Source organism: Candidatus Alcyoniella australis (assembly GCA_030765605.1).
Classification (GTDB): Bacteria; Lernaellota; Lernaellaia; order JAVCCG01; family Alcyoniellaceae; genus Alcyoniella; species Alcyoniella australis.
Genome location: JAVCCG010000119.1, coordinates 82,760 through 109,112, shown reverse-complemented (window position 1 = coordinate 109,112; position 26,353 = coordinate 82,760). Strand labels below are relative to the sequence as shown.

Sequence of the window (26,353 nt, the reverse complement as noted above, 5' to 3'; positions counted from 1 at the left end):
TCAATTCACGGGAACCAACGAAGCGTACCACACATGCTTGAGGCCTGCCGATGCGATACACGGTCGTACAATTAAGTTTTTTGCCCCCAGAATTGCTACTTTTTAGCAACCCAAGTCGGGAACTCTCGAATGCCTGAGTTCCTATATAGGTTTCGTCCACTTGAACGACTTCTTGACGATAACGAATTGGAGCATCAGACTATCTTTTTCGCAGCGCCATCCACGCTAAACGATCCACTTGAGGGATACTTAGATATATTTTGGCAAGGTGATTCAATTGTTTGGAGAAACCTATTTAAAAACTACTTACTATGTCTTGACCATGTCCACACTCTAGCGATGATTGGCGGCAACAAGATACACCTCAATTCGGATGATATTCAGGTCTTTCTTTCTTATGACAATCTGCCAACCCAACAATACAAGGACCGAGTCTCTAATCTCTTCAGCATTGTCCTAAGCGCTGAACCCATTGCCAAGTTAATCAACACCTTGGGGAGCCTCGGGAGAGTCGTCAGAAGAGACGAATTGTGCTTCTATTTAAGTCTATATCACAAGGAAGCACTCTCCGCTATTCTCTCTTTTGATGAGCAAGGAGCTTCTCCAGAACGCAAGCTAAAGATACAAAAACTGCGTCAGGCCCTTTCCACGTCTTTAAAGGATAATTTTTATAATGCGGTTACATCCATTAGTGATAGTGAAGCCGATATTGTTTTCCAAATTGGCGAGAGCATGCAAAATCAGATGGGATTGATCCGAATATATAACAACATCCCTCTTTCAGAGGACGATAATCGCCGATTCATATTATTCGACTTCCCACGTCTGTATATCGAGCAACTAGAACGACTTATTTATCCCCCATGGTATGCAGCCTGTTTCGTTGAAAATATTGAAAATTCAGCCTTATGGGGACATTACGGAAGAGGCCATACCGCTGTTTGTCTTAAATTCCGTGTGTCTCCAGGGCATAAGCAAAGTATCGGTCTACACTTGGATTGCATCACTGGATACAGCTCAAAGCGAGGTGAAGATGGGATGAAAAAGCAAAGAGGGCAACGCTTTTTCCCTTTCTGTAAAATAACCTATGACTCTAAGTATCCTGAGATTGACTTCTTCAGATCGATCGGTCATTTATCTTTTAAAGATCTGCAAAAAACATGGTATTCCGACGAAAGTGGTAGAGTCAGCACTTGTTCCGCAGCCATGATGACGAATAAGGATGAATGGAGAAAAAACTATTGGGACAATTTCTATAAGAGTATTCCCGTAAAACTAAAAGAGTGGGAATATGAAACAGAGCATCGTCTCATACTAACTAGTGTGCTTAGCGATTTGACAGATATTGAAGACCGTATGTTGCGATATAATTTCTCGGACTTAGCTGGAATTGTTTTCGGCATCAAGACGCCACTCGAAAGTAAACTCCGCTTGATGAAAATCATCGAAAGGAAATGCGACGAAAATAAATGCTATGACTTCAGCTTTTATCAAGCGGCCTATTCCCACGCAACTGGGAAAATTGAAATCCATCCTTTGAATGCACTAAAGCTCTCTCCTCCTAATGATACCTAGGTAATCGGGGGACACCACTAGGTAATCGGGGGACACCCATAACTCCGCGTCCCCATAACTCCGCTGATTCAATCCTCGGGCCGCACCCAGTAGTCGGAGCTGACGATCAGGCTGCCGGACTCGTCGCGGGTTTTAACGCGGAAGACCAGGCGCTGGTTGGGGTCGGGATTTATCAACTCGACCTCGTGCTCCAGGGTCGAGGCCGGATCGACCGCAGTGCTCCAGCCGTAATCGGGCAGCTCGAACCCGAATTCGACTTGGGAATCGCCCAGGTTGCTCGAAAGCCAGCTGACGCTGATCAGCCCGTCCTCGCCCTTGTCAAACTCGATCAGGCTCAGCGCGGTCTGGTCGAATTGCTCTGCCTCGTAGCTATTGGGGAACAGGCCGCGGATGTCCTGCACGCAGGCGCGGATGCGACCCGGGTTGCCCGGCGAGATCGAGCCGTGCTCAGCCTCGATCTGGTCGGCTAGGCCCGCGAGCTGTTGCAGCGTCCCCTCGAGGTAGCGCCCCTGCTGCGCGTCAAAGGTGCGCACGTAGCGCTGATAGCGGAACACCGCGTCGTCCACCAGCTGCCAAACTCCGGTGCACAGGCACTGATGCTCCAGCCGCGAGTGCAGGTCGGCGTACACAACCGGGTCGAGGTCGGTCTGGATCGACTCGAGTTCGGCCAGGCTGCGCGCGCACAGCTCGATCGACTCGGCCCCCTCCTGCCAAATATCGGATAGGGTCTGCTCGCCGGGGCTGAACAGCTCGTCCAGCCAGCCCTGGTAGTCCGGGTCGTAGAGGCTGATCGCGCGGCCCAGCAGCAGGCCGGGCGACTTGCAGCTATCCGGCACGTCCGAGCCCTTCTCCAGGGCCCAGAAGCCCTTGACGTAGTACATCTTGCGGCCGATATCAAAGCTGCGGCGCAGGGCGCTGATCAGCGTCGCGGACTGCGTTCCGCCTTGGTCTAATCCATAGGTCTGCTCGATCCACTCGGACCAGATCTGGTCCGTGGAGTAGTCCGGGTCGGCCAGCAGTTTGGAAAAGGCATAGACGTTGATCTCGTTGGGCGTGCCCAGGGCGCTGTTCGAGCCGCGGCTGATGCGTCCGGCAGCGCCCGAGCATCCCATGCGCGCGGCGTGGCGAATGCGGTATTGCAAATAGTCCGGCAGGGCAAAGGGGATTTTCGACTGGCCCCAATATTCGCCCGCCAGATCGAACTCGACGATCTGGTCGCGCTCGCCCACGTTGCCGATCAACGGATTGTGCGGGTAGTACGGCTCCCAGTCCTGGGGCACGTCCTTGGTCATCACTCCCACGTCGAGATCGGGATAGGCGCGCAACGCATCGCCCAGCCATTGCAGCTCGTCGGGATTGTGCATGAAGGTCCGGATGCGCAGACTCTTGCCGCGCTCGGCGATTACCACCTGCCGCACCAGCGCGGTGACGAACCCGATGCGATCCACGGGTCGCGAGTGCAGTAGGTCCAGCAGCGGATTGCCCAGCGGCTCCAGGTCGAGGCACCATTGGCAGAAGCACGGCGCGTACCACAACTCCAGATCCGAGCTGCCGAACATCAGCATCACGCCGTCAGCGTCCGGGACCAGGTCCAGGCCGTCGCGGTAGGCCATGGTCCGCTCGTCCCAATAGGAGTCCTCGGGGTCGAAGCAGACCAGCAGCGGCGGCCGCGCCAGCTCGTGCGACCAGATGGTCGCGCCCAGCCCCAGCTCGTGGGCCTGGTCGATGATCCCGTTGAGCAGCTCGGGGCGCCAGGGGTCTTCGGTGAGTTCGTCGATGTCCATGATCAGCTCGTGGCTCAGTTGAACGTCGGTCACGCCGAACTCGAGCACGCGGTCCAACGTCTCCTCGATGTTCTGCGGATCAGCGTCGAGCATGATCCAGCCCACGTGCTCCAGCGGCCCCAGATCGTCGTCGTCGTCATCGTCGTCGACAGCGTCGTCGTCGCCATCGGCTGCATCGTCGTCAGCCGCATCGTCGTCGTCATCGCCGTCCTTGGATTCGCAGGCGGACAGCGCGACAACGCAGATCAGCACCAGGATCAAACATAGAAACATCGGCCGGACAATCTTCATCAGCCACCTCGAATTGAGCACCTCGGATTGAGCACCAAGGCACAGTATAGGTCACGCGAGCAAAAATATTAAAGTACTTGCTTTTGCATGCCGACCGTGACTCCCGATGTTACGAAACGTAATCCGGCTTGGGTTTATTTCCTGTCCTAATAAAGCCTATTTAATTGATAATGTTGCTATTGCCCTTCACTTTCATGACGATAATTACATCTAGTGATTGGCATCACAGATGCATCAAATGTTTAACGTGAGTTGTGAAGTGATCTCGAATCGGGCGAGATAGGCCGGATATCGAGGGGTCGCGTCACTTAAGCCTGGGGTGTTGAAGGTGACCTCGATGCAGAACTTGATCGAGCTGAACAATCCGGCAGTCCAGGCGCTGCTCGATAGTCTGCCGCAGGCGTTGGCGATCTGCGACAACGACTGCACGATCGTATTGGCCAATCGCGGGCTGCGCGAGCTGATCGGATCAGCCAGGCTCCAGGGGGCCGACCTGAGCAGCCTGCTGCCCGAGCTGTTCGACGACTTGAACGAGTTGCAGGGGCACGGACTGTCGGAATACGCGGAGCGTCCGGGAAACTGCGCCAAAGAGGTCTTTCTGTCCAAACAGGGGCGGCTGTTCTCGGCAAAGTGCGAGATGAGCCCTGTCGATGACTGGACCGACCGGCACGTGCTGATCAGCATCCGTGACAACACCGAGCATCTGGCACTGATCCGGCGGCTGATACAGTCCGACCGCCTGGCGCTGCTCGACCGCATTTGCAGCAACCAGCTGACGACGCTCTCGGAGATGATCGGCGACGTGTTGAGCCACGCCGGCCTGGCGTTGGTCACCAAGAGCGCGGACGCCTACAAACGTTGCGCCCAGGTCGCGCGGCACCAATTGTTGCGCGTGCGCCAGATCCTCGGCAGCCTCAAGGTTCTGTCCGCAGAGGTCGAACCGTCCGCAGAACCACTGCCGGTGAACAACGCCGTAACCTCTGCCTTGGGCGATTTGGACAAAGAAATCTCGCGCAGCAGGATCGCCGTCAGGACTTTGGTCGAGCCCGAGGCGTGCAGCCTGCTGCCCGACGAGCTGCTGACAACGGTCCTACTGCACCTGCTGCGCAACGCGCTGGAGGCCTCGCAGGAGGGCGAGCAGGTCCACCTTGAGGCGCGCAGCGTGAGCCGCCAAGAGGCGCTGGGAATCGTCGCGTCCCATCGCCCTACTCCCACCGCGGCCGCGATGCTCGAACGGCTGGAGTCGCTCGAATCCTCCGCGCCGCCGCTGACCATCATCAGCGTGCGCGACGCGGGCATGGGGATCGAGGAGCAGGATCTGGAACGGATCTTCGAGCCGATGTTCAGCACCAAGCGCTCTGCCGCGGCGGGCGGGCTGGGTCTGACCGTGGCCGCCCGGATCATGGAACGCGCGGGCGGCGCGATCCTCGTAGACTCGCTGCCCGGCAGCGGCTCGACCTTCAGCGCGATCCTGCCGCAACAGCCGGGCCTGCGGCTGCGCGACGACGCCCCGTTGATCGAACTCGAGCGCTTGCGGCGCGTGCTCGCCGGGGCGCGGGTCGCCCAAACCAAGCTGTTGCTGGTGGCCGCGGCGAACCAACGCTCGGCAGCGCTGTACGACTGCCTACGATCGGCCGGATACCGGGTGCTCGCGGCCGACGATCTTGATAAGGCCGCCATTTCGGCCCTGCGCGGCGGTTTCGACCTGGCGTTGATCGAAAAGGGCTTGATCAACGACGAGCACCTGGCCCAGGGCTCCGAGGCGCAGCGGACCATCTTCAGCCGACCGTGTCTGCTGCTGCAAAACGAACGGTCGAACGGCGACGACGCAACGTTGGACCTCGACCCCTCCACGATCAAGGGCGAGATCCCCTACCCCTGGCAGATCGACAAGCTGTTTGAGCAGCTGCGCGAGACCCTGCAGGCCTGACCAATCGCCGTAGCTGTTGGCCCAAGCCGTTGCGGCGTGTAAAATTCGGGTCCAAATGCGCACGACGAAATGATGAACCTGCTGGCACGCGAGACCACGCGCGCACTGTTGCGCGGAATGCACCTGGGCGAACGAGTACTCCTGGGGCCGTTGACGCCCAGACTGCGTACGCCCAGCAGCATCGTCCAGATGTGGGAAAAGGCCTCGCTGCGCCACTACCAGCCGATCCGCGAGGTGCTGCCGCTGCCGGTGCTGATCGTGCCGCCCTTGATGGTCCAGCCGACGATCTTCGATTTACGCGCCGGACACTCGATGATCCAGTACCTGATGGAGGCCGGCCTCGACGTCTACCTGATCGACTTCGGCATTCCCAAGCCCGAGGACCGCACGATCACGGTCGACGACTACGTCACCGACTTCATCCCCAGCGCCATGCGGCGGATTGCCGAGCTCTCGGGCAGCAGCGAGCTGAGCCTGGTCGGCTGGAGCATGGGCGGGATCATGAGCTACCTGGCCTGCGCGCTGTACGCCGATGAGAATCGCGTGCGCAACCTGGTGACCCTGGGCAGTCCGGTCGACTTCTCGCAGATGTTTCCGTTCAACATTCTGGCGACCCTCGGACAGCTGCCGCTGCAAATCTTCGTCGACGTCGTGGGCAACATCCCGCCGATTCTGACGATCAACGGCTTCCGGCTGATCTCGCCGGCGACCACCGTTTGGCGCTACGTGGAGCTGGCGCTGAACTACTGGGACCGCGAGTGGGTCGCGGGCTACGAGTCGATCAACGACTGGGTCGGGAGCTTCATCCCCTACCCGGCAGAGGCGTTCAAGCAGTTCGTCCAGGACTTCATCATCGAGGACAAGCTGCGCGGCAAGCGGCTGAAGATCGGCGGCCGGATCGTCGACCTGGGCCATATCCCCAGTTCGGTCCAGGTCTTCTCGGGGACCAAGGACAAGATCGCGCCGCGGGCCAGCGTCGAGGCGGTACGCACGATGCTGCCCGAGGCCGCGCAGATTATCCTCGAACAGGTGCCCCTGGGGCACATCGGGATGGTCGCGGGAAGCGAGGCGCCGGTGCTGGTTTGGGACCGCATCGCCGACTTCCTCTGCGAACGCTCGCAGGCCCGATCCAGCGGACGCGGCAAGAGCGGCTTGAAATCAAAATAATCCAGTTATTTCACAGCAACATGTCTAATAAAGCATATTGACATCCCCCTGCTGGGTCCGCTAATAAGTACATTCAATCGTTTGTCGGGAAAACCCTGCGAAGACTATTTACCAAAAGAATAAAGCAGCAATTCGTCGTCGCCTTAAAAGGGGGTCAACAAGCACGGCGACCAGCGGCAAAAATTTAACAAATAGAGTCTCAGGCACGCCTCAAATAAGAAGGAGGAGTGACTTAACATGAAAGTTACCCGCAGAAAATTCATCACGGTATCGGGCGCGGCCAGTGTCTTGGTCCTCGCCGGGATGCCTGGCGTCAACGTCTCGAACGTCTACGCCTACAGCGCCAAAATGGGCAAGCTCGCCGGCACCACTGAGAGCACGTCGATCTGCCCCTATTGCGGAGTCGGCTGCGGCCTGATCGTGCATTCGCGCGCGGTCAACGGCAGGCTTACGGTGATCAACGTCGAGGGCGACCCCGACCATCCGATCAACGAAGGCTCGCTGTGCAGCAAAGGCTCCGCGATCTACCAGATCGCCAACAACCCCAATCGGGCCCGACTTGAAAAGGTCGAGTATCGCGCTCCGGGCGCGACCAAGTTCAAGAAGGTCAGCTGGGACTGGGCACTTTCGCAGATCGCCCAGCGCGTTAAAAAGACGCGCGACGAATCGTGGAAGACGCACAACGACAAGGGCCAGGTGATCAACCGCACCGAGGCGATCGCCAGCCTCGGCGGCGCGTCGCTGGACAACGAGGAGTGCTTCCTGCTCTCCAAGTTCATGCGCGCGCTGGGAGTCGTCTACTTAGAACATCAGGCCCGAATATGACACTCTTCCACTGTCGCCAGTTTGGCGGAGTCATTCGGAAGAGGCGCGATGACGAATCACTGGATCGACCTCCAGCATTCGGACGTCGTATTGATCATCGGCAGCAATGCCGCGGAAAACCATCCGATCAGTTTTAAGTGGATCACCCGCGCCATGGAAAAGGGCGCTAAGCTGATCAACGTCGATCCCCGTTTCACCAGGACCAGCGCTAGATCCGATATCTACGCACCGCTGCGTTCGGGCACCGACGTCGCCTTTGTCGGCGGCATGATCAACTACGTGCTGCAGAACAACCTGCAACACGGGGACTACGTCAAGCACTACACCAACGCATCGTACCTGATCGATCCCAAGTACTCGTTCGACGAGGGCATCTTCTCGGGCTTTGACGAGTCCAAGCGCAGCTACAACGACAAGGCCAGCTGGCAGTACCAGCTCGACGCCAACGGCGTACCCAAGCGCGACATGACGCTCAGCGATCCCAACTGCGTCTGGAACCTGCTCAAGGAGCACTTCAGCCGCTACGACGCGGCCACGGTCAGCGCGATCACCGGCTGCCCCCAGGACACCTACGTCGAGGTGTGCAAGACCTTCGCCTCCACCGGCAAGTCCGACAAGGTGGCCACGATCATGTACGCCATGGGCGCTACCCAGCACACCTACGGCACGCAGAACATTCGTTCCTACGTGATCCTGCAACTGCTGTTGGGCAACATCGGACGCGCCGGCGGCGGTATCAACGCTCTGCGAGGCGAGAGCAACGTCCAGGGTTCGACCGACATGTGCCTGCTGTTCCACATCCTGCCCGGCTACCTCAAGTGCCCGCAGGAAGCGGACCAGACCCTCGACGGCTATTGCAAGACCTACTACGAGGGGAAAAACTTCGATCCCAAGAGCGCCGACTGGTGGAGCAACGGCCGCAAATACACGGTCAGCATGCTCAAGGCGTTCTACGGCCCCAATGCCACCGCTGACAACCAATTCGGATATTCCTGGCTGCCCAAGCGCGGCGGCAACTACTCGCACATCAGCCTGTTCGAGGCGATGGACGAAGGCAAGATCAAGGGCGCTTTCTTCTTCGGTCAGAACCCCGCGGTCGGCGGCCCCAACGCCGAGCTGGAGCGCAACGCGCTTTCCAAACTCGATTGGATGGTGGCGGTCGACCTCTGGGAGACCGAAACGTCCGTGTTCTGGAAGCGCGAGGGCGTCAACCCGCGCGAGATCAAGACCGAGGTCTTCAGGCTGCCGGCAGTGGCGAGCATGGAGAAAGAGGGTTCGATCTCCAACTCCGGACGCTGGGTGCAGTGGCGTTACAAAGCAGGCGACGCCCTGGGCGACGCCATGGACGACGCCTGGATCGTGCACCGGCTCTACGGCGAGATCAAGAAGCTCTACACCGCGGACAAGGGTCCGTTCGCCGATCCGATCATCAACCTCTACTGGCCCTACGGCGACGACCACGGCCACGTGGACATCCACCGCGTAGCCAAAGAGATCAACGGCTACGACGTGGCCACGGGCGAGCAGTTCTCCAGCTTCGGCAAACTCAAGGCCGACGGTTCCACCGCCTCGGGCAACTGGCTGTATTGCGGCTCGTACACCGAGAAGGGCAATATGATGGCCCGCCGCGGTAAAAAAGATCCCAGCGGCATCGGGCTCTACCCCGATTGGACCTGGTGCTGGCCGATCAACCGCCGGATCATCTACAACCGCGCATCAGTCGATCTGGACGGCAAACCGTGGGATCCGGACAAAGCAGTCATCAGCTGGAACCCCGATACCAAGAAGTGGGTCGGAGACGTGCCCGACGGCGGTTGGCCGCCGATGAATCAGGACAACACGCGCTATCCGTTCATCATGAAGAACGAGGGCGTGGCCCGACTGTTCGGCATGGGCCTGGCCGATGGACCGTTCCCCGAGTTCTACGAGGCAATGGAAAGCCCGGCCATCAATAAGCTGCACCCCAACGTGCAAAACAGCCCGGCGGTCTACGTCTATGCCGGAGGCTCCGGCAAGTTCGCCGACCCCAAAGATTTCCCGTACGTGGCGACAACCTACCGCGTCTCCGAGCACTGGCAAGCCGGCGCGATGACCCGCCACCTGCCGTGGCTGGCCGAGCTGATGCCCGAGGTCTTCGTCGAGATGAGCCAGGAGCTGGCCAAGGTCAAGGGAATCGAAAACGGAGAGCTGGTGAAAATCTGGAATCCGCGAGGATCGATGATCGCCAAAGCCTGCGTGACCAGCCGCTTCAAACCGTTAAACATCGACGGCAATATGGTCGAGCAAGTCGGGATTCCCTGGCATTGGGGCTTCTGCGGCGTATGTAGCGGCGACTCGGCCAATGTCTTGACTCCGCACGTGGGCGACGTAAACACGCGCATACCTGAGTTCAAGACGTTCCTCGTCGACCTCAAAAAGGTATGAGGGGGGAGTTACAATGGCCAAAATGATGCTCATCGACACCAGTAAGTGCACGGCGTGCCGCGGCTGCCAAGTCGCATGCAAGCAGTGGAACCAAAACAAAGCCGTGAAGACCACCTTCACCGGCACCTACCAAAATCCGCCCAAGGTCGACGGCGACACCTGGACGATGGTCAACTTCAAGGAGGTCCCCAACGGCGCCGACTACGGCATCAACTGGATCTTCACCAAGCAACAGTGTCGACACTGCGCCGATCCCTACTGCCGTTACGGCACCAAGGCCGGCGACGCGAGTTCCGAGTCGATCATCAAAGACGAGGCGACCGGCGCGATCTTGTTCACCGACAAGAGCAAGGGCGAGAGCCTCGAGAGCGTGTTCGGCAGCTGCCCCTACGGCATCCCCACGGCGCGCAAAGACGGCACGCTGGTCAAGTGCAACCTGTGCATCGACCGGATCAGCGACGGCTTGTTGCCTGCCTGCGTGCAGGCCTGCCCCACGGGTACGCTGACCTTCGGCGACAAAGACGCGATGCTGGCCAAGGCCAAGGCACGTCTGGCGAAAGTCAAGGCCCAGTACCCCAAGGCCAAGCTCTATCCGGACGACGACACGCACGTTAAATGGATTTTAGTCTCAGACGAGTCCGACCATTTTTCCTAGGTCGGCGACGAGCGACGATTAAAATTGGGCCCCGGGCGACCGGGGCCCTTTTTGCAACTTGGAGCTACCCCGAGGCCGTTCGCAGATCGGTCCGTCGAGTCGGGGCCTGACTAAGCGATTGCGATCTGATACAAGTTTCTCAGGGAGGCGCGCAATGCTGTACAGAATATCGTTGATCGTGGTCCTGTCGCTGATCGCGTGCACGGCCGCCTCGGCTGCCGAGCATCCGTTCGAGGGGCAGTACCTGCTCGTGGGTTCGCAAGCCCAGCTGCTGAATCCCGGCGTGTTGCACGTGCAGATTTTCTACAACCCGACGTGCAGCAACTGCCACCTGTTTCACAAGTATTCCCACGGCGCGTTCGAGCAGTTCGCCGGCCGCGTCGAGTTTTCGTGGGTGCCCTACGTCCACGGCAGCGAAGGTCTGGAGGCGATCCGGCTGGTGCTGGTCGCCGCGCAGCACGGCAAGGAGCAGGAAGCCCTGGAGCGGCTGTTTAAAGCCAGGTTCGTCTCCCAGGTCGATATCGACGACCGCGAGATCCTTAACCTGATCGCCGAGCAATGCGGTTTGCAACAACAGTACGCAAGCCAGCGCAACGCACCGTACGTTGAGCAGCGCCTGGAAGAGGCCAAGGACCTATCCGAGAAACTGCTGGTCGAGCGCACCCCGAGCATCTGGGTCGAGCAGGTGTTGCAGATCAACTCAGGAACGTGTAAATGCCAGGGCGACGAGCTACCCGCCGTCGTAGTCCAAACGCTGAACAACCTGATCGCCTATCGTCAACAGAAAGGGATCGACAAGTGAAAGAAGATAACGGCCTCACGGCCGACAGCATTGACAAGCAGATCCTCGAGCCCGGAGCGCATTGCTTTGATCCGTCGGGCATGCAGCAGGCCTGCGAGGCGCACCGCGGCACGGCCTACGCCTCGGACGACCTGCTGGACACCCTGGTGGCCATCGAGCAGCTCTACGAGCAGCTCGGCGATCCGGTAAAGGGCGGCGAGGCCTTTGAGTTGCCGCTCGAGCAGGCCCGCCTCAGGCTCGACGAGGGATTCCATTTGCTCGACCCGCGTAAGGTCGAGTGGGACGAGAAGCTGCTTGGCGAACACATGTTGCGTCTGGCGAAGTTCTTTGCAAAGCGCGACCCGGATCGCGCACACATGCTCACCGCCTTGACCGAGAGGTTGGAAAACGGCACCGAGCCGGTCCTGCCCTGGCTGTACGAACAGACGCCGCTGGACCACACGGCGCTGGAGCGCCGCGCGGCCGAACTGTACCTGCCCGAGGAGATGGTCATGTTCCTAGGCGATCACCTCGCGCGACCCGCGCTGCTGGCTTGCGCCCGCAGGCTGGCCGATCTGGTCGACCTCAAGGTCTGGCTGCGCGGCACCTGCCCGATCTGCGGCAACGCCCCGGGACTGGGCGCGCTCAACCCCGAGGAGGGGGCGCTTGTGCTGCGCTGCTCGCACTGTCGCTTCGTCTGGAACTTCCAGCGCATCCTCTGCCCGGCCTGCGACAACGAGGATCACAAGAAACTGAAATACCTCACGGCCGAGAACGACTCACCGCACCGCATCCACGCCTGCGACGAGTGCCGCAGCTACGTTAAGGTGCTCGATTATCGTAAAGCGCGGCAGGACGTGTTGTGGTTCCCCGAGGTCGAGGACGCGGCCACGATCTACCTGGACCTGCTGGCCCGACAGGAGGGATACGAACGGCTTTAGCCTGGATTATCCAAAGACGATCTCGTAGCAGCGGGCAAGATTGCTTTTGATCTGCGGGCCGACCAGCTGCACGCTGACGTCGGCCGGTCCCTCGTGCAGCACCTTGAGAAACGGATCGCGGACCTCGATCAGCCGCCGGCCGTCGGGTTGGTCGATCAGCACGGCCGGCTTCTCGATCAGCGCTCCGCTGATGTTGTCTTTGACCACCACGGTGCAATCCTCGCCGGAGAAGACGCCCAACTGCCCCACATGGTTATGGACGCCGACGTAGACCGCTATGTTGCCGTCGTCCTCCATCGCGAAGCCGTCGATGTAGACGCGGTCCGCCTCGTCGAAGCGCTCGATGTCCACCGGGAAAGCGCTGCGTAACGCGGGCGGGATCAGCAGCAGCAGCATGATCGCCACGACGGCGACCGCGCCGATCGTCGCGTAGAACCCGACCTTGCGCAGCCACCATTTGATCGCCGCTTGGAACGCTTGTTCCTGGGCGTCCTGATCGCGCTGGATGTCGTCTTTGATCTCGGCCATCCGTTTTTTCGCCAGCCTAAGCGACATCAGATCCTCACTGCGGTCAGTCCGATTAAGTCAATACATCGATTCGCGGCCGGGCTGTCAAGGTCGACTTAAGCCTCGGACCGGCCCTCGCGGTGAAACAGCAGACGCTCGAAACGCACCAGTCCCTGGGCAAAGGTGCGGGTGAGCACCAGGAATCCTAGGAAAAACAGTTGGCGCTTGCGCGGGATGTGGCGCACGATGCGCCACCAACGCGCAGGGTTGAGGTAGAAGCTGCGAAACGCACCCTTAACCAGGCCGCGCAGCTCGTCGGGCTCGACCTCGCTGAGCTGAAAGTCGGCCATCTTAGGGTCGAAGTAGTTGCTGGCCTCGAGGCTGATCAGTTCGCCGCGTCCCCGCTCGCGCAGGATTTCGGCCAGCCGCGTGCCGTGGAACGGGTGCACGATGAAAAAACTCGCCGAGTGCGCGCTGCTTTTTCGCGCGAAGTCCAGAGTACGCTGCATCTGCTCACGGGTCTCGTCGGGAAACCCGAGCATGAAAAACAGGTGGGTCATGATCCCGTGGCGCACCAGCAGCTCGACGTTCTCGCGGGCTCGCTCCAGTTGCAGGTTCTTGCCGATGAAGCGTTGCATCTGCGCATCGCCGCTCTCGATGGCCACCGAGACCTTGTAGACCCCGGCGCGCGCCATCAGCTTGATCAGCTCCGGGGTCAGCAAATCGCCGCGCAGGCCGTTGGAGTAGTTCATCGCGATTTTCCAGCCGCGGTCGATGATCCCCTGGTAGATCGCGGCTGCGCGCTCGCGGTCGAGGTTGAAAATGTCGTCGATGAATTGCAACTCGCGCACGCCGTGATCGGTGATCAGCCGCTCGATCTCGCCCAGCACGTTGGGCGCGCTGCGCGCGCGGAAGCGCTTGCCGAACATGTTGTGGCAGTAGATGCAGCGATAGGGGCAGCCGCGGCTGCTGAACATCACGAAGTACTCGGGGTACTTGCAGATGAAACCCTGGCGCTTCTCTTGCCAGTAGTCCGGAATCCGGGCCAGGTCCCAGGCCGGGTACGGCAGCTCGTCGAGCTGCTCCACAAAAGGGCCGTGGGGGTTGATTTGCGGCTCGCCGTCACGACGGAAGGCGACCCCGGCCAGATCGTCCAGCGGCCGGTCGTTGCGCAGCCGATCGAGCAGCTCGGGCAGCACCAGCTCGCCCTCGCCGAGCACCAGCGCGTCGACCCGCTCGTCGGCCAGGGCCTGCTGGGGCAGGATCGAGGCGTAGGAACCGCCGATCAACACCTTGGTTTGCGGCGATCCGTCTTTGACGGCCGCGGCCAAACGGTGGATCGCCTCGGACTCGTAGCTCAGGCCGGAGAACCCGACGAACTGCGGCTTTTCGCGCCCCACGCGCTGGATCAACGCGGCCTCGCTCTGCCCTTTGAGCCGCAGGTCCACGACCGCGATATCGTCCCAGCCGTGCTCGCGCAGCACCGCCGCGAGATAGAACACGCCCAGGGGCGGAGAGACGTCGATACCGAAAGCCTGGTCGGGCTTAACGAAGATAATACCGTTCATTGAATGAAAATCAGCCGGAGCCGAAGCCCTTGGTCCTGATGAAGGGCTCTACCAATTGAGGGTCGAATTGGGTCGCGGCGTTGCGGCGCAGGATGGTCAGCGACTGCTCTGTGGACAGCGCCGCACGATAGGGCCGATCGGAAGTCATTGCGTCGAAGGCGTCGCAGATCGAGAGTATCCGCGCGCCCAGCGGGATATCCTCCATGGACAGCCCGTCGGGATAACCCGAGCCGTCGAACAGCTCGTGGTGGTGGCGGATGATCAACGAAACGCGCTTGAACTGCGAGATCGGCTCGACGATCTTCTGGCTGATCAGCGGGTGCGACTTGATGACCTCGTACTCCTCGCGGGTCAGGCCGCTGGGCTTGTTGAGGATCGATTCCTTGATGCCGATCTTACCGATGTCGTGCAGCAGTCCGGCGAGGTGGATCTCGACCTGCTCGCGTTCGGAAAGCCCGATGATCTGCGCCACGGCCAGCGAATCCTCGGCCACGCGGCGGCTGTGGCCCTCGGTGTACTTGTCCTTGGCCTCGAGGCTGTATACCAGGCTCTGGATCACGTTGACCAGCAGCTGCTGCTTCTCCTGGGTGCGCAAATGCACGGCCAGGGTGCGGTTGCGGATGCTCTTCTTGAAATCGCGCCGCAGGTCGAAGTAGCGCTGGTTGATGCGCCGTTTCTCCAGCGCCCGCTTTACCGACAGCAGGATGTCCCAATAGTGGAACGGCTTTTGGATGTAATCGAATGCGCCGAGCTCCAGCGCCCGATTGGCCACCTCGACACTGGGATAGGCGGTGACCAAAATCACGTCAACGCTCTCGTCGAGGGACTTTACTTTGGAGAGGATCTCAAATCCGTCGATCCCCTTCATCTTCACCGCGCTGATCACCACCGAGGTCGGCTGGCTGGCGAACAGATCGACCGCCTCCGGGCCGCCGACAGCCTCGATCACCTCGTAACCCTCGGACTCGAGGATCGCCACCAGGCTCTCGCGAACCTCGCTCTCCTCGTCGATGACCAGAATGCTCTCCGACGATCCGCTCAGGAATTCATCAGGATGCTTGATCTTTTGTTCGTCGCCGGGCATTACCATCGTATTGGCCTCTCAACCTACGATTGTACCCTCGTATTGCGTAAGCATTCAATGAGAAAGCGAACCTGCGTGTCGGCTTACTCTGGATAATTATAAGGATTAAAGCCTGAGAGGTTCGAGCAGATCGTCCAGATCCTCGGGCAACGCACCGGGATCGAGCTCGCGGCGCTCGCCCCCGACGTTGCACGCCAGAACGCGCGGCGGGCCCGTGGAACGGCCGGCGTTGCCGTAGCGCAACACGATCTGCGCGGCCAGCTCGAGCTGTTCGGCCGAGGGCTCGCCCCTGATTACGGCCAGCGGACCGGGGAAGTTCTGCGGGTCCAGCTCCCAATCCGCGGCCTGCTCCAGCGCCTCGATCATCTGGTTCTCGCGGTCGTTGCGCGCCACGACCAGGTGCACGCCCGCTCCCAACATGAAGTGCCGACCGCGCTTGAGCAGTTCCAGGTCGTCCAGGGTGATCCGCTGCTGATGCTCCAGTAGGTAGCGCGTTTTGCGCGCGTGGTTGGGATCGGTCAGCAGGCAGCCGCCCGCCGGGTTGGCAAACCCCTCGATGCCCCATTGTCCGGTGAGCTCGAACTGCTGCTTGCGCCCCCTGCCCGTGATCGAGAGCAGCCGCGAGCGGTCGACCCAGCCGCGTTGCTCGGGCACGGTGGGCTCAAGCAGAGCGGCGCACAGCGGGCGCAGCAGGTATCCGCGTAGCCCCGACTCGCGCTCCACAATGTGCATTGCATCGCGGCGTTGGCTCATCGGCCGCTGCCCGAGCACCTCGCCGGTGATCAACCAGTCCGCGCCCAGCGGCCCCATCAGCTCCGCCGCACGGCGCAAAAACGCGATCCGGCAATCCAGGCAGGGGTTGAAGTTCTTGCCCATCCCGTGACGCGGATTGCGCAGGATCTCGAGGTACTCCAGACCGAAGGCGACCACCCGCAGCTCCACGCCCAGCGTGCCGCAGAGCTTCTCGATCGTGGGCTCGGCCCGATCAGCGCGATAGCGGCCGCTGAAGAACGGCGTAACAAAGTGCAGGGCGATTACGTTGATCCCCTGGTCGAGCATCAGCTTGACCGCGACCACGCTGTCCAGCCCGCCGGAGAACAACGCCAGGCAGGTGCGCGCGGCCGAAGCCGATGTGTCGTCTGGTTTCATAATACGTTCAGCCCGCCGGGCTCAACCCTGGTTGGCCTTGAGCGCCTCGGCCTGGAAATAGGTGATCAGCGGATCGATCACCTGGTCCAGTCTCCCCTCCATTACTTCGCCCAGGCGATAGAGGGTCAGACCGATGCGATGATCGGTCAGTCGATTTTGGGGGAAGTTGTAGGTGCGGATCCGCTCCGAGCGGTCGCCGCTGCCGACCTGGCTGCGGCGGTTTGCGGCGATCTCTTGATGCTGCTCCTGCGCCGCGCGGTCGAACAATCTGGAACGCAGGATCTTCAGCGCCCGCGCCTTGTTCTTGTGTTGGCTTTTCTCGTCCTGGCAGGTAACAACCAACCCGCTGGGCAAATGCGTGACGCGCACCGCCGAGTCGGTGGTGTTGACGCTCTGCCCTCCGGGCCCGGACGAGCGGTAGACGTCGAAGCGCAGGTCGCCCTCGGCAATCTTGACGTCGACCTCGTCGGCCTCGGGCAGAATCGCCACGGTACAGGCCGAGGTGTGGATGCGACCCTGCGACTCGGTCTCCGGGACGCGCTGTACCCGATGCACACCCGACTCGTACTTCATCCGCGAGTAGACCCGCTTGCCGTGCATCTGACAGATCACCTCTTTGAGGCCGCCGATGCCCGTTTCGTTGGCCGAGAGCACCTCGATCTTCCAGCGGCGCTCTTCGGAGTAACGCGTGTACATCCGCAGCAGGTCCGCCGCGAACAACGCCGCCTCCCCGCCTCCGGTGCCCGCGCGGATCTCGAGGATCACGTCCTTCTCGTCCAGCGGATCTGTGGGCAGCAGCAGCATTCGTAAATCGTGCTCGACCTTGGTGCGCTGCTCTTTGAGTTGCTCGACCTCTTCCTGGGCCAGCTCGCGGATCTCCGGATCGGAATCCTCGCGCAGCACCTCGGCCTCCGCCAGGCGGGCATCGACCTGCTTCCAGACGCGGAAGCCCTGAACGATCGGCTCGAGGTCGGAGTGCTCCTTGCCCAGCCGCCGCAGCTCCTTGAGATCGGAGATCACCGCCGGGTCGGACAACTGCTGGTTGACCTCCTCGTAGCGCTGTTCGACCTCGTGCAGCTTGGATAGCATCTCAGCCCCCGGCCGGCTCGCCGGCGACGCCGGAGAGCGCCTGCTGATAATCATCGAAAGTCTGCTCGGATTTCTCGCCGCCGGACTCGCCGACCTGCTCGCGCCACAGCACCTTGCGTAAGGCGATCAGTGCGATCTCGACCTGATCGTCGGTCGGCTCGCGGGTCGTGAGGTGCTGGAACCAGATCCCGGGCAGCACCAGCAACCGCAGCAGCCGGTTGTCCTCATGCTTGCCCGCGAGCTGAGTCACCTCGTAGGCGATCCCGGCGATCGGGATCAACAGCGGCAGCTTGATCAGAATGTAGATCAGGTGGCGCAGTACCTGGTGCATCTCGGGCAGTTTGGGCAGCAGCACGAACGAGGCCGAAAAAAGAATGATCGACACCGAAAGCACAAGCATCAGAAAACTCGTGCCGCAGCGCGGGTGCAAGGTGCCGTAGTCGTGCGCACTGTGCGGCGTCAGCGGCCGTCCCGCCTCGTAGGTGAAGATCGACTTGTGCTCCGCGCCGTGATACTCGAACACGCGGCGAATGTCCTTGAGGAAGCTGATCCCCCAGACGTAGGCCAGGAAAAAGACGAACTTGATCAGACCGTCAACCAGATGAAACCAGCCGCTGTCCACGTCGAACGCCCCGCCGCCCAATCGACCGAGCAGCGCGGTTATCACGTGCGGCAGCACCATGAACAACAAGATCGCCAGGCCCAACGAGAACGCCACCGTTCCAATCAGCGCCAAGGTGCTCAGCGCGCCGTCGGGCTGCTTTTCGCCAAGGTCCGCCGCGTCGCCCTTGCGCTGGGCCTCGGCCTCGGCCTCGGCGATCGCCGCCTGGTTGGCCGAGAAGGTCAACGCGGATACGCCGTTGGTCATCGATTCGATCAGCACCACCGTTCCGCGTAGAAACGGCCAGCGCAGGAATTTGTACTTGTGAGAAATCCCGATCCACTGTTGTTCGCGCACGACGATCTTGCCGTCCGGACGGCGCACGGCCATGGCCAACGATCCGGGAGAGCGCATCATCACGCCCTCGATGATCGCCTGGCCGCCGACCTTGATCTTCTTGCCCGCGACTGCGTCACAGGGAGACTGTGGCATCCAACCCTCCAGATAAACCAACCCCGCCGCGATCGCGGATCGGGCGGGGCTGAAGGAGGCTATCTACCTCTTGACGTAGTCTTTGCCGTACTTGCGCTGGAAGCGCTCCACTCGTCCGGCCGAGTCGATCAATTTCTGCTTGCCGGTGAAAAACGGATGGCACTCGGAGCAGATGTCGAGCTTAATCTCTTTGATCGTCGAACGGGTCGTAAAGCTGTTGCCGCAGACGCAGGTCACCTGGCACTTTTCGTACTCGGGATGTATGTCCTTTTTCATCGCTTACCCTCGGTCTTCAAGAGGGCAAACTATATAGCAGAACGCGGCCCTTAACTCAAGTCGGGAGAACTCCCGCGTTCAATATCAGTCGATCGTCGCGCTGTAGCTTAGGTCGGTAAACAGGCAGAACGTCTCGTCGTCCTGTCCGCAGGGCAGCGCCGTGACCTCGCCCAGCACCAGCCCGCCGAAGTCGGGAATCGGGAAACTGCCGATGGCGTCGTTGATCACCGGCAACAATTCCTCGATCAGGTAGCCCACCACCGTGCCGATCTCGTCGAGTTCGGCCTCGACCCGATTCTGGATCGTTACCAGCTCGATGCCCACCTCGCCGAATTCGACCGACAGCTCGCCGCTGACAACGTCGAGTCCCGCGGCGATTGAGGCGTCCAACACAACGATCATCGCCACCTCGGGGTCCTCTCCCTCAGGCTGCGCGATGAACTCGACGTGATAGCCGAACAGCTGTACGGACAGCAGGTCTTCCTTGAGCTTCTCGCTGCCGGGCCGGGCGATCGGCGACACTGTCGGCGTGAGCACCAGCGTAATCGGCGTATCCGGGTCGTAGTAGTCGAAGCCCTCGATCAACGGCTCGAGCCCGCCGGCCGTAAGGTCGATGTACAGCCCGCTGCCGAAATCGATTCGATCGGTGAACTCGTAGTTGAACAAACCATTGCGCACGACCTGGGCCAGCGCCTGGTTGAAAATATCGTCGGTCAGGCAGACCGCGGCGTCGAATGCTCCGCCGCCGGGCATCGTACCGGTCAGGTCGGGCAGCGTTCCGTCGGTAAACAGAAACTGCGGCAGCAGCGGCGCCTCGGGATCGACCACGCTGGTGGTGAACGATCCGGCCAGCACCAAGCTGGTGCCCGCGCTGTCGGTGATCAATTCGCCGGCCGGCAGCTCGATGTTGAAATCGTCGAACGAGAAGCTCAGTTCCAGGTCCCCGAGGAAATCGTCGAGAATCGGCTCGATGGCGTCGATCAGGATCGGCTTGACGTAGTCGATGAGCCAATCGGCGATCATGTCGCTGAACGGATCGATGATCCAGGTGAACGCGCCCAGCCCCGAGATCGAGAGGTTGTCGATTTGGATATCAACGTCGCTATCTTCGATCACCACCTGGATGCCCGATTCCGAGATCGTGATCTGCGGCTCGATCGTGGCGGTGATGGCGTCGGCCGTGACCGTGGCGGTGATGAAATCGTCGGTGTCCGAACAGGAGATATCCAGGCCCACCGAGATCTGCGGATTGTAGAGCACCGCGCTGAGCACCAGCCCCGAGGTCGTGGAGTCGATGTCGATCTCGGGCACGGGGATCGTGGTCGGCTCGGTGATGTTGGCCTCGGCGTCGCACTCCAGCAGCCAGAGGTTGATGTGGTAATTCCAGATCGGATTCTGCGCGAACGCCAGGGCCTCGAGGTCCATATCCTCGATGAACTGCTCAATCATCTGCTCCAGCGCGTCGAAGCCCGTGTCGTTGACCCGCGCCAGAGCCGCCTCGTCGACCACCGCGTCGATCGCGTGTTGGCCGCCGATGATCGCGGTAATCCGGTCGCGGCCAATCCGCTTTACGCCCGCCTCGGCGAGGATCGGCATGAACCCGTGGTTTGCCGGCGTGTCCAGCGTGGCCGCGAAGTTGCCCTCGACCAGCGGGTAGGTCTCGCCGTTGAGCGTCACCTGGTCGCCCTCGAAATTTCCGACCTCGCCCGTGACGTGCACGGTCAGCTCGTCGATAAACGCGCCGTCGGCCGGAGTGAGAATCGTGACTACCGGCAGGTTCTCGAGATAATCATCGTCATCGTCGTCATCGTCATCATCATCGTCGTCGTCATCGTCGTCGTCGTCGCCTCTATCGCCGCCGCGGTCGTCATCTTTATCGTCCGATCCGCAGGAGGCCAGCGCCAACGTCAGCAACAGACACAAGAAGATAAATGAAATGCGTCTCATCTCTTCACTCCTCGACAGGCCGCGATTGGGCCCGTCTCCCCGCCATTTAGTCGTCTAGGCCGCCTATCTTTATTGTCTCTCCGGCGAACTGGGCTGTCAAACGCCGACATTACGGTCTTACCAAACGCTCGGACGTAACAAGGCCTACCTGCTATTCGACAATCTGTAGGCGGTCAGCGCGGCTTGGATCACCTCTTTGACCGGGACCGAGTGTTCGTCCGCAGCGCGGCAACAGTCGTCGAACTCCGGGTGGGCGTTGAGCACCTCGCCCGAACGGGTGATCCCGAGCTTAACCCGCAGCGTGCCATAGGCCGTGTGCACCTCGACGCTGCTGCGGGCCAGTACATTGCGCTCCACCGCGTACGAACGTACTCCCAGGGCGGTGGTCTCGCGCAGTAACAGCTCGCGCGCTTGGTCGGCCACAGCCTCGGGACAGATCACCTGAACCCACAGCCCGGGCCGTCCCTTCTTCATGGTCACCGGCGCGTAGATCACGTCGTAGGCGCCCGCTTCGAGCAGCCGCTGGGTGAGCGTTTGGCACAGCTGGGGATTCATGTCGTCCAGGTTGGTCTCGATCGCCACCGCGGCCTGGGGAAACTGCTCGTCCAGCGCCTCGCCGATCATCACCCGCACCACGTTGGGCAGGCCGCCCTCGTCGCGCGAGCCAGCGCCGTAGCCCACCGACTCCAGACGCATTCGCGGCAAGCGTTCGAACGAGTCGACCAGGGTCTGCGCCAGGGCCGCGCCCGTGGGAGTCACGCGTTCGCCGGGCAGGTCCTCGCGCATGATCACCGGCAGGCCGCACAGCAACTTCGCCGCGGCCGGAGCAGGCATCGGCAGCTCGCCGTGTTGGCAGTTCACGCTGCCCGATCCCAGCGGCAGGCTGCCGCACCAGATGCGTCGCACGCCAAGCTCATGCAAACCCAGGCAGACTCCGACCACGTCGATCAGCGCGTCGTCCATGCCGACCTCGTGGAAGTGCACACGGCTGAGCTTTTCGCCGTGCACCGCGGCCTCGGCCCGCGCCAGATTGTTGAAAACAGCCAGCGCCTTGCGCTCCACAGGACGCGGCAGGTCCGCGGAACGGATGATCGCGTTTAACTGCTCCAGGTTGCGGTGCTTTCGTTGCGAGGCCAGCCGCACCTTGATCGTCCGGGCGCTGATCGCGCCGCGGTGGGTGCGGCCCACGCTGACCTTGACTCCATCGAGCCCCAGCCGTTGCGGCAATTCGCGCACCAGCTTGGGATCGAGCCCGGCGTGTACCAGCGCTGATAGCAGCATGTCGCCGGCCAGGCCGGCCAGCGGATCGATATAGGCAATTCTCATCGCTCCTCCATCGGCTGTGGGGCAGATTAGCGCGCCGTGCGCGAGGCGGTCAACGCGCGGGCGATCGCTGAAAACCTGAATTGACGAACCACCATGTATAATCCAGGCTACACTTCAACTTCGATGGAGCGAGTATTTTGCCCGACGAGCCGATCCTGGAGCACGCAAGCGAACTGCCGGTCGAAGAGCAGTTCGTGGTCTCGGACGCTGAACAGGGCCTGCGGCTGGACCGCTTCGTACAACAGCGGCTGCCCGAGCACAGCCGCAGCGAGTTCAAACGGCTGATCAACGAGGGGCTGATCACGGTCGATGGCCAGACAGTCAAACCGGCCCAATCGTTGCGCACCGGCCAGCGCGTGGCCGTGCAATACGCCCAGCCCGAGCCGATCGAGCCCCAGCCCGAGCAGATCGAGATCAACGTCCTGTTCGAGGATTGTCAAATGATCGTGGTCAACAAGGCCGCGGGCATGGTCGTGCACCCGGCGGCGGGCCACAGCTCGGGCACGTTGGTCAACGCTCTGCTGCATCACTGCGAGGATCTCTCGGGCATCGGCGGCAAGCTGCGGCCGGGGATCGTCCACCGGCTGGACAAGGGCACTTCCGGCGTGATGGTCGTGGCCAAGAACGACTTTGCGCACAACAAGCTCTCATTGCAATTCAAGGAGCGCGAGGTCGGCAAACGCTATTTGGCGCTGTGCTGGAGCGCACCGCGCGACGATCGCGGGAGCGTCATTCAGCCAATCGGCAGGCACCCGGTCGACCGCCAGCGGATGGCCGTGCTCGAGCCGGGAAAGGGCCGGTTCGCGCACACCGACTTCCGCGTGCTCGAGCGCCACGCCCAGACTTCGCTGCTCGAACTGGTGATCCACACCGGCCGCACGCACCAGATCCGCGTACACCTGGCCTGGCTGGACTGCCCGGTTCTGGGCGACGAGCTCTACGGCGGCGCACGCAAGACCTCGCATTTGAAAAACCAATCCGCGGCCCAGGCCGTGCGCCAGGCGGACCGGCCGTTGCTGCACGCGGCCGCCCTGAGCCTAAAGCACCCGGGCACGGGCGAGTCGATGAGCTTCGAGGCGCCGCTGCCCGATCAGATGCAGCGCGTGCTCGAGCTGTTGCGCGAGGGGCGATGAGCGATCCCGTCCTCATGCACTCGGACCTGCTGGAACGCGCCGGGTTCGTCCACGGATTTTTCACCAGGCTCGGCGGCGTGAGCCAGGGCGCACTTGCGTCGCTCAACCTCTCGTTCACACAGGGCGACGAGGCGCGCAACGTCGAGCGCAATCGCGAGCTGGTGCGTACTTCCCTTGACGCGCAGACGCTGCTGCTGGTTGGGCAGGTGCACGGCACGCGGGTGATCGTAATCGCCGACCAACAGCAGACGCGCTCGATCAGCGAACAGCCGCCCGAGGCCGACGCCCTAGTCTGCTCCGTGCCCGGCGTTGCAATCGGCGTGCTGACCGCCGATTGCGTGCCGATCCTGCTCGCGGACCCGTGTTCCGGGGCAGTGGCCGCGATCCACGCGGGCTGGCGCGGCACGTTCGACGATGCGCCGGGCGCTGCGGTTCGCAGCTTGTGCGATGAATTCGGAGCAAAGCCCGGCCAAATTCTGGCCGCCCTGGGCCCCTCCATCGGCCCGGCATCCTACGCGGTGTCGCCCGACCTGGCACGACAATTCATCGGGCGCTTCGGCAGCAACGTGGTTGACCACGGCACGGCTCCGCGCCTCGATCTGTGGCGCGCCAACGTGCTCAACCTGTGTCGCGCCGGCCTCGACCCGCAGCGGATCAAAGTCTTGGCAGAGGACAGCTTTGCACAGCCCGAGCGCTTTTTCTCCCATCGCCGCGACCCTAATACCGGTCGACAGGGCAGCTTCATTCTGCCTCGCCGCTGATGCTCAGCTCGTACGTCAAACGCCGATCGTTTCTTGCGCTGCTTTGCGGCGCGGGCACGTTGGGCGCTCTCGAGGGCGGCTGCCACGCCTGGCGTTACGTCCTCGGCCACCCGACGATCGAGCTCGCCCAATGGCCGCCGATGCCCAAGGGCCCCAACGTCACACGCATCGTCTGCCTGGGCGAGTCCACCACCTACGGCACGCCCTGGGGCAACGAGTTGGCCTGGCCCGCGATGCTCGAACATTTGCTACATCGCCTCGCTCCCCAGCGCGAGTGGCAGGTGCTCAACGCCGGGGTAGCCGGAGCCGATTCCTCCGACATGCTGCGCATTCTCGATCAGGGCGGCAATTTCCAAGCCGACCTGCTGATCGTTTTCGCCGGGAACAACACCTTCTACCGCGAGTTTCTCGAGGCGACGTTCTTCCCCGGGCTGCGCATCGATCACGGAGAGGTGCAACGCAGCCTGCTGTTGCTCCCCAACGCGCCGCGCAAAGTGCGCCAGGTGCTGCGGTTCATCGACGCGCCCGAAATAGGGATCAGCGGACTGCTGCCGCGCTTTTTGCAATATCAACGCGAGGTCGATCCGCAGCGGTTGATCAAGCGCCTCACCGACGCCGTGGGCCTGATCAGCCAGCGTTGCAACGAACTGGGCACGCCGATGCTGGTGGCGACCCAGCCGGTGAACGTGCTCAGCTGGCTGCCGTTTGTCAGCGACCCGCAATCGGCCCCGCAATGGGCGGACCAACTGCTGCAGACCTGCTCAGCGCTGGCCGACGGACACGCGGCCCAGGCGGGTTCCATCGCGGAGCAGGCGTTGCAGAAATTCAATGAGCCGCTGCTGTTGCAATCAGCGGGAATCGCGGCCTGGGACCAAGGAGAGCTGTCGCGCGCAACGTCGCTGTTGCTCGAGGCGCTGGATCGCGACGTCAACCGTTTCCGCGGCACGCCCTCCCTGTGGCGCGGCCTATTGGCCAAGGCTCACCAGCTGGACGTCCCGTCGCTGGATTTGGCCGGACAGTACTACGACCAGTTGGCAGCCGGACGGATCGAGGACGAGATCTTCCTGGATCTGGTGCACTACACTCTGCCCGGCGCAATGTGGATCGCGCGGGAAATGCTGCGCGGCATCAGCGATCTGGGGCTGGTCCAAGGCATTGCGGCCCAGCAGATCGAGGAGATGGGCATCGCAACCGAGCTTGAGGAATTCGCGGGAAAAAGCTGCGGAAATGTGCTCGGCGGTCTGCAGAGCGCCCTGGAACTGCCGCGGGTCTTCGAGCAGTTTCAGATCGTCGAACAGATCTGCAAGCTGGCCGCGCAACACTCGCCCCCGGCCGACTGGGCCAAGCCGACACTCGACGAGCTACGCGCTCAGCGCCCTGGATTCACCGCCCTGGGCCAACTAACGCGGCGCATCCCCCTGCCGTTGATTCCCGCCCGCTACGGGCTATAGCTTGGTTACGATCTCGTCGGCATCCTTGCGCTCGCGAGGCGAGTGCGCCTTGCCCAGGTAGTGCTTGGGCAGATGGCTCTCGTCCGTGGACGTGTGTCCTACGGATATCATCACCAGCGGCTGGCAGTCCTCTTCGAGCTTGAACAGCTGCTTAATTTTGGCCGGATCGAACCCGGCCATGGGCCGCGCGGCCAGACCGTGGTGCGTGGCCGCGAGCAGGATGTTCATCACCGACATCCCCAGATCGAACTGGTGGTACTCGCGGCCGTCGGGCAGTTGGCAATCATCCGTCGCACGGGTGTAGCCCACGATCAGCAGCGGCGCGCGTCCGGCCCAGGGCTTGTTGCCCGCGCTGAGCGCCTCGGTCCCCTTGGCGATCGCGTCCGCGCTTTGCAGAAATAAAAACCGCCAGGGCTGATTATTGAAGCACGAGGGCGTGAGGCGCGCGGCCTGGATCAGCTCGGCGACAATCGCCTTTTCCAACGGCTCGCTGGTAATCGAGCGTCCGGCGAATCGTGAGTTTAAAAGTTCGACAACCTTGTTGCCCATGTTTCACTCCTCCCGATGGTCCATCGCAATAATTCAGACGATACACC

21 protein-coding genes are annotated in these 26,353 nt (G+C 61.6%); 10 read left to right on the top strand and 11 right to left on the bottom strand.

What is annotated here, in order from left to right; genetic code table 11:
• The first annotated feature begins 129 nt into the window (after positions 1 to 129).
• Positions 130 to 1,575 carry a DUF2971 domain-containing protein gene (locus tag P9M14_14885; protein MDP8257032.1) on the top strand — a complete coding sequence of 482 codons (1,446 nt, stop codon included), beginning with the start codon at positions 130 to 132 and terminating at the stop codon, positions 1,573 to 1,575.
• A 68-nt stretch (positions 1,576 to 1,643) separates the two neighbouring features.
• On the opposite strand, the gene P9M14_14880 is transcribed toward P9M14_14885, so the two are convergent.
• The gene (locus P9M14_14880) at positions 1,644 to 3,650 is read right to left on the bottom strand and encodes a hypothetical protein (GenBank protein ID MDP8257031.1); all 2,007 of its coding nucleotides are present in this window, start codon (positions 3,648 to 3,650) and stop codon (positions 1,644 to 1,646) included.
• Between the two features lie 337 nt (positions 3,651 to 3,987).
• On the opposite strand from P9M14_14880, the gene P9M14_14875 reads away from it, so the two are divergent.
• The 6 genes from P9M14_14875 to P9M14_14850 all read left to right on the top strand — a co-directional run bounded on the left by P9M14_14875 (position 3,988) and on the right by P9M14_14850 (position 12,373).
• On the top strand, positions 3,988 to 5,580 hold the full coding sequence (locus P9M14_14875; protein MDP8257030.1) for an ATP-binding protein: 1,593 nt from the start codon (positions 3,988 to 3,990) through the stop codon (positions 5,578 to 5,580).
• Positions 5,581 to 5,652: 72 nt separating this feature from the next.
• On the top strand, positions 5,653 to 6,747 hold the full coding sequence (locus P9M14_14870; protein MDP8257029.1) for an alpha/beta fold hydrolase: 1,095 nt from the start codon (positions 5,653 to 5,655) through the stop codon (positions 6,745 to 6,747).
• 237 nt (positions 6,748 to 6,984) lie between these two features.
• Positions 6,985 to 9,996 carry a formate dehydrogenase-N subunit alpha gene (fdnG, locus tag P9M14_14865; protein ID MDP8257028.1) on the top strand — a complete coding sequence of 1,004 codons (3,012 nt, stop codon included), beginning with the start codon at positions 6,985 to 6,987 and terminating at the stop codon, positions 9,994 to 9,996.
• Between the two features lie 13 nt (positions 9,997 to 10,009).
• Positions 10,010 to 10,651 carry a hypothetical protein gene (locus P9M14_14860; protein ID MDP8257027.1) on the top strand — a complete coding sequence of 214 codons (642 nt, stop codon included), beginning with the start codon at positions 10,010 to 10,012 and terminating at the stop codon, positions 10,649 to 10,651.
• Positions 10,652 to 10,805: 154 nt separating this feature from the next.
• Complete coding sequence (locus P9M14_14855; protein MDP8257026.1) at positions 10,806 to 11,453, top strand: DsbA family protein; 648 nt, start codon at positions 10,806 to 10,808, stop codon at positions 11,451 to 11,453.
• Entirely contained in the window at positions 11,450 to 12,373 is a 924-nt protein-coding gene (locus tag P9M14_14850) for a formate dehydrogenase accessory protein FdhE (GenBank protein ID MDP8257025.1), read from the top strand. Before P9M14_14855 ends, P9M14_14850 begins: the two co-directional genes overlap by 4 nt.
• Positions 12,374 to 12,379: 6 nt before the next feature.
• Here the strand turns inward: P9M14_14850 and P9M14_14845 are convergent, their stop codons facing one another.
• From P9M14_14845 to larC, 9 genes are all read right to left on the bottom strand, one after another.
• Positions 12,380 to 12,928 carry a hypothetical protein gene (locus P9M14_14845; GenBank protein MDP8257024.1) on the bottom strand — a complete coding sequence of 183 codons (549 nt, stop codon included), beginning with the start codon at positions 12,926 to 12,928 and terminating at the stop codon, positions 12,380 to 12,382.
• A gap of 68 nt (positions 12,929 to 12,996) precedes the next feature.
• Complete coding sequence (locus P9M14_14840; GenBank protein ID MDP8257023.1) at positions 12,997 to 14,448, bottom strand: radical SAM protein; 1,452 nt, start codon at positions 14,446 to 14,448, stop codon at positions 12,997 to 12,999.
• A 10-nt stretch (positions 14,449 to 14,458) separates the two neighbouring features.
• Positions 14,459 to 15,538: a response regulator gene (locus P9M14_14835; protein MDP8257022.1), complete on the bottom strand. Its 1,080-nt coding sequence runs from the start codon at positions 15,536 to 15,538 to the stop codon at positions 14,459 to 14,461.
• A gap of 99 nt (positions 15,539 to 15,637) precedes the next feature.
• Positions 15,638 to 16,681, bottom strand: coding sequence for a hypothetical protein (locus P9M14_14830; GenBank protein ID MDP8257021.1), 1,044 nt, complete (start codon positions 16,679 to 16,681; stop codon positions 15,638 to 15,640).
• Positions 16,682 to 16,702: 21 nt separating this feature from the next.
• Positions 16,703 to 17,770, bottom strand: a complete 1,068-nt coding sequence (prfA, locus tag P9M14_14825; protein ID MDP8257020.1) for a peptide chain release factor 1 — start codon at positions 17,768 to 17,770, stop codon at positions 16,703 to 16,705.
• Position 17,771: 1 nt separating this feature from the next.
• A complete protein-coding gene (locus P9M14_14820) occupies positions 17,772 to 18,863 on the bottom strand; it encodes a DUF1385 domain-containing protein (GenBank protein ID MDP8257019.1) in 1,092 nt (363 codons plus the stop codon).
• A 63-nt stretch (positions 18,864 to 18,926) separates the two neighbouring features.
• Positions 18,927 to 19,139 (bottom strand): 50S ribosomal protein L31, encoded by a 213-nt coding sequence (gene rpmE, locus P9M14_14815; GenBank protein MDP8257018.1) that lies wholly within the window; start codon positions 19,137 to 19,139, stop codon positions 18,927 to 18,929.
• 84 nt (positions 19,140 to 19,223) lie between these two features.
• Positions 19,224 to 21,086: a hypothetical protein gene (locus P9M14_14810; GenBank protein MDP8257017.1), complete on the bottom strand. Its 1,863-nt coding sequence runs from the start codon at positions 21,084 to 21,086 to the stop codon at positions 19,224 to 19,226.
• Between the two features lie 144 nt (positions 21,087 to 21,230).
• Entirely contained in the window at positions 21,231 to 22,412 is a 1,182-nt protein-coding gene (gene larC, locus P9M14_14805) for a nickel pincer cofactor biosynthesis protein LarC (protein ID MDP8257016.1), read from the bottom strand.
• 137 nt (positions 22,413 to 22,549) lie between these two features.
• On the opposite strand from larC, the gene P9M14_14800 reads away from it, so the two are divergent.
• The 3 genes from P9M14_14800 to P9M14_14790 are packed head-to-tail and all read left to right on the top strand — an operon-like array spanning position 22,550 to position 25,757.
• Positions 22,550 to 23,545, top strand: coding sequence for an RluA family pseudouridine synthase (locus tag P9M14_14800; GenBank protein MDP8257015.1), 996 nt, complete (start codon positions 22,550 to 22,552; stop codon positions 23,543 to 23,545).
• A complete protein-coding gene (gene pgeF, locus P9M14_14795; GenBank protein ID MDP8257014.1) occupies positions 23,542 to 24,306 on the top strand; it encodes a peptidoglycan editing factor PgeF in 765 nt (254 codons plus the stop codon). The genes P9M14_14800 and pgeF overlap by 4 nt, the downstream gene beginning before the upstream one ends.
• Positions 24,306 to 25,757 (top strand): GDSL-type esterase/lipase family protein, encoded by a 1,452-nt coding sequence (locus P9M14_14790; GenBank protein MDP8257013.1) that lies wholly within the window; start codon positions 24,306 to 24,308, stop codon positions 25,755 to 25,757. Before pgeF ends, P9M14_14790 begins: the two co-directional genes overlap by 1 nt.
• Here the strand turns inward: P9M14_14790 and P9M14_14785 are convergent.
• Positions 25,752 to 26,306 carry a nitroreductase family protein gene (locus P9M14_14785; GenBank protein MDP8257012.1) on the bottom strand — a complete coding sequence of 185 codons (555 nt, stop codon included), beginning with the start codon at positions 26,304 to 26,306 and terminating at the stop codon, positions 25,752 to 25,754. The two genes, P9M14_14790 and P9M14_14785, sit on opposite strands and share 6 nt — an antisense overlap.
• Positions 26,307 to 26,353: the final 47 nt, after the last annotated feature.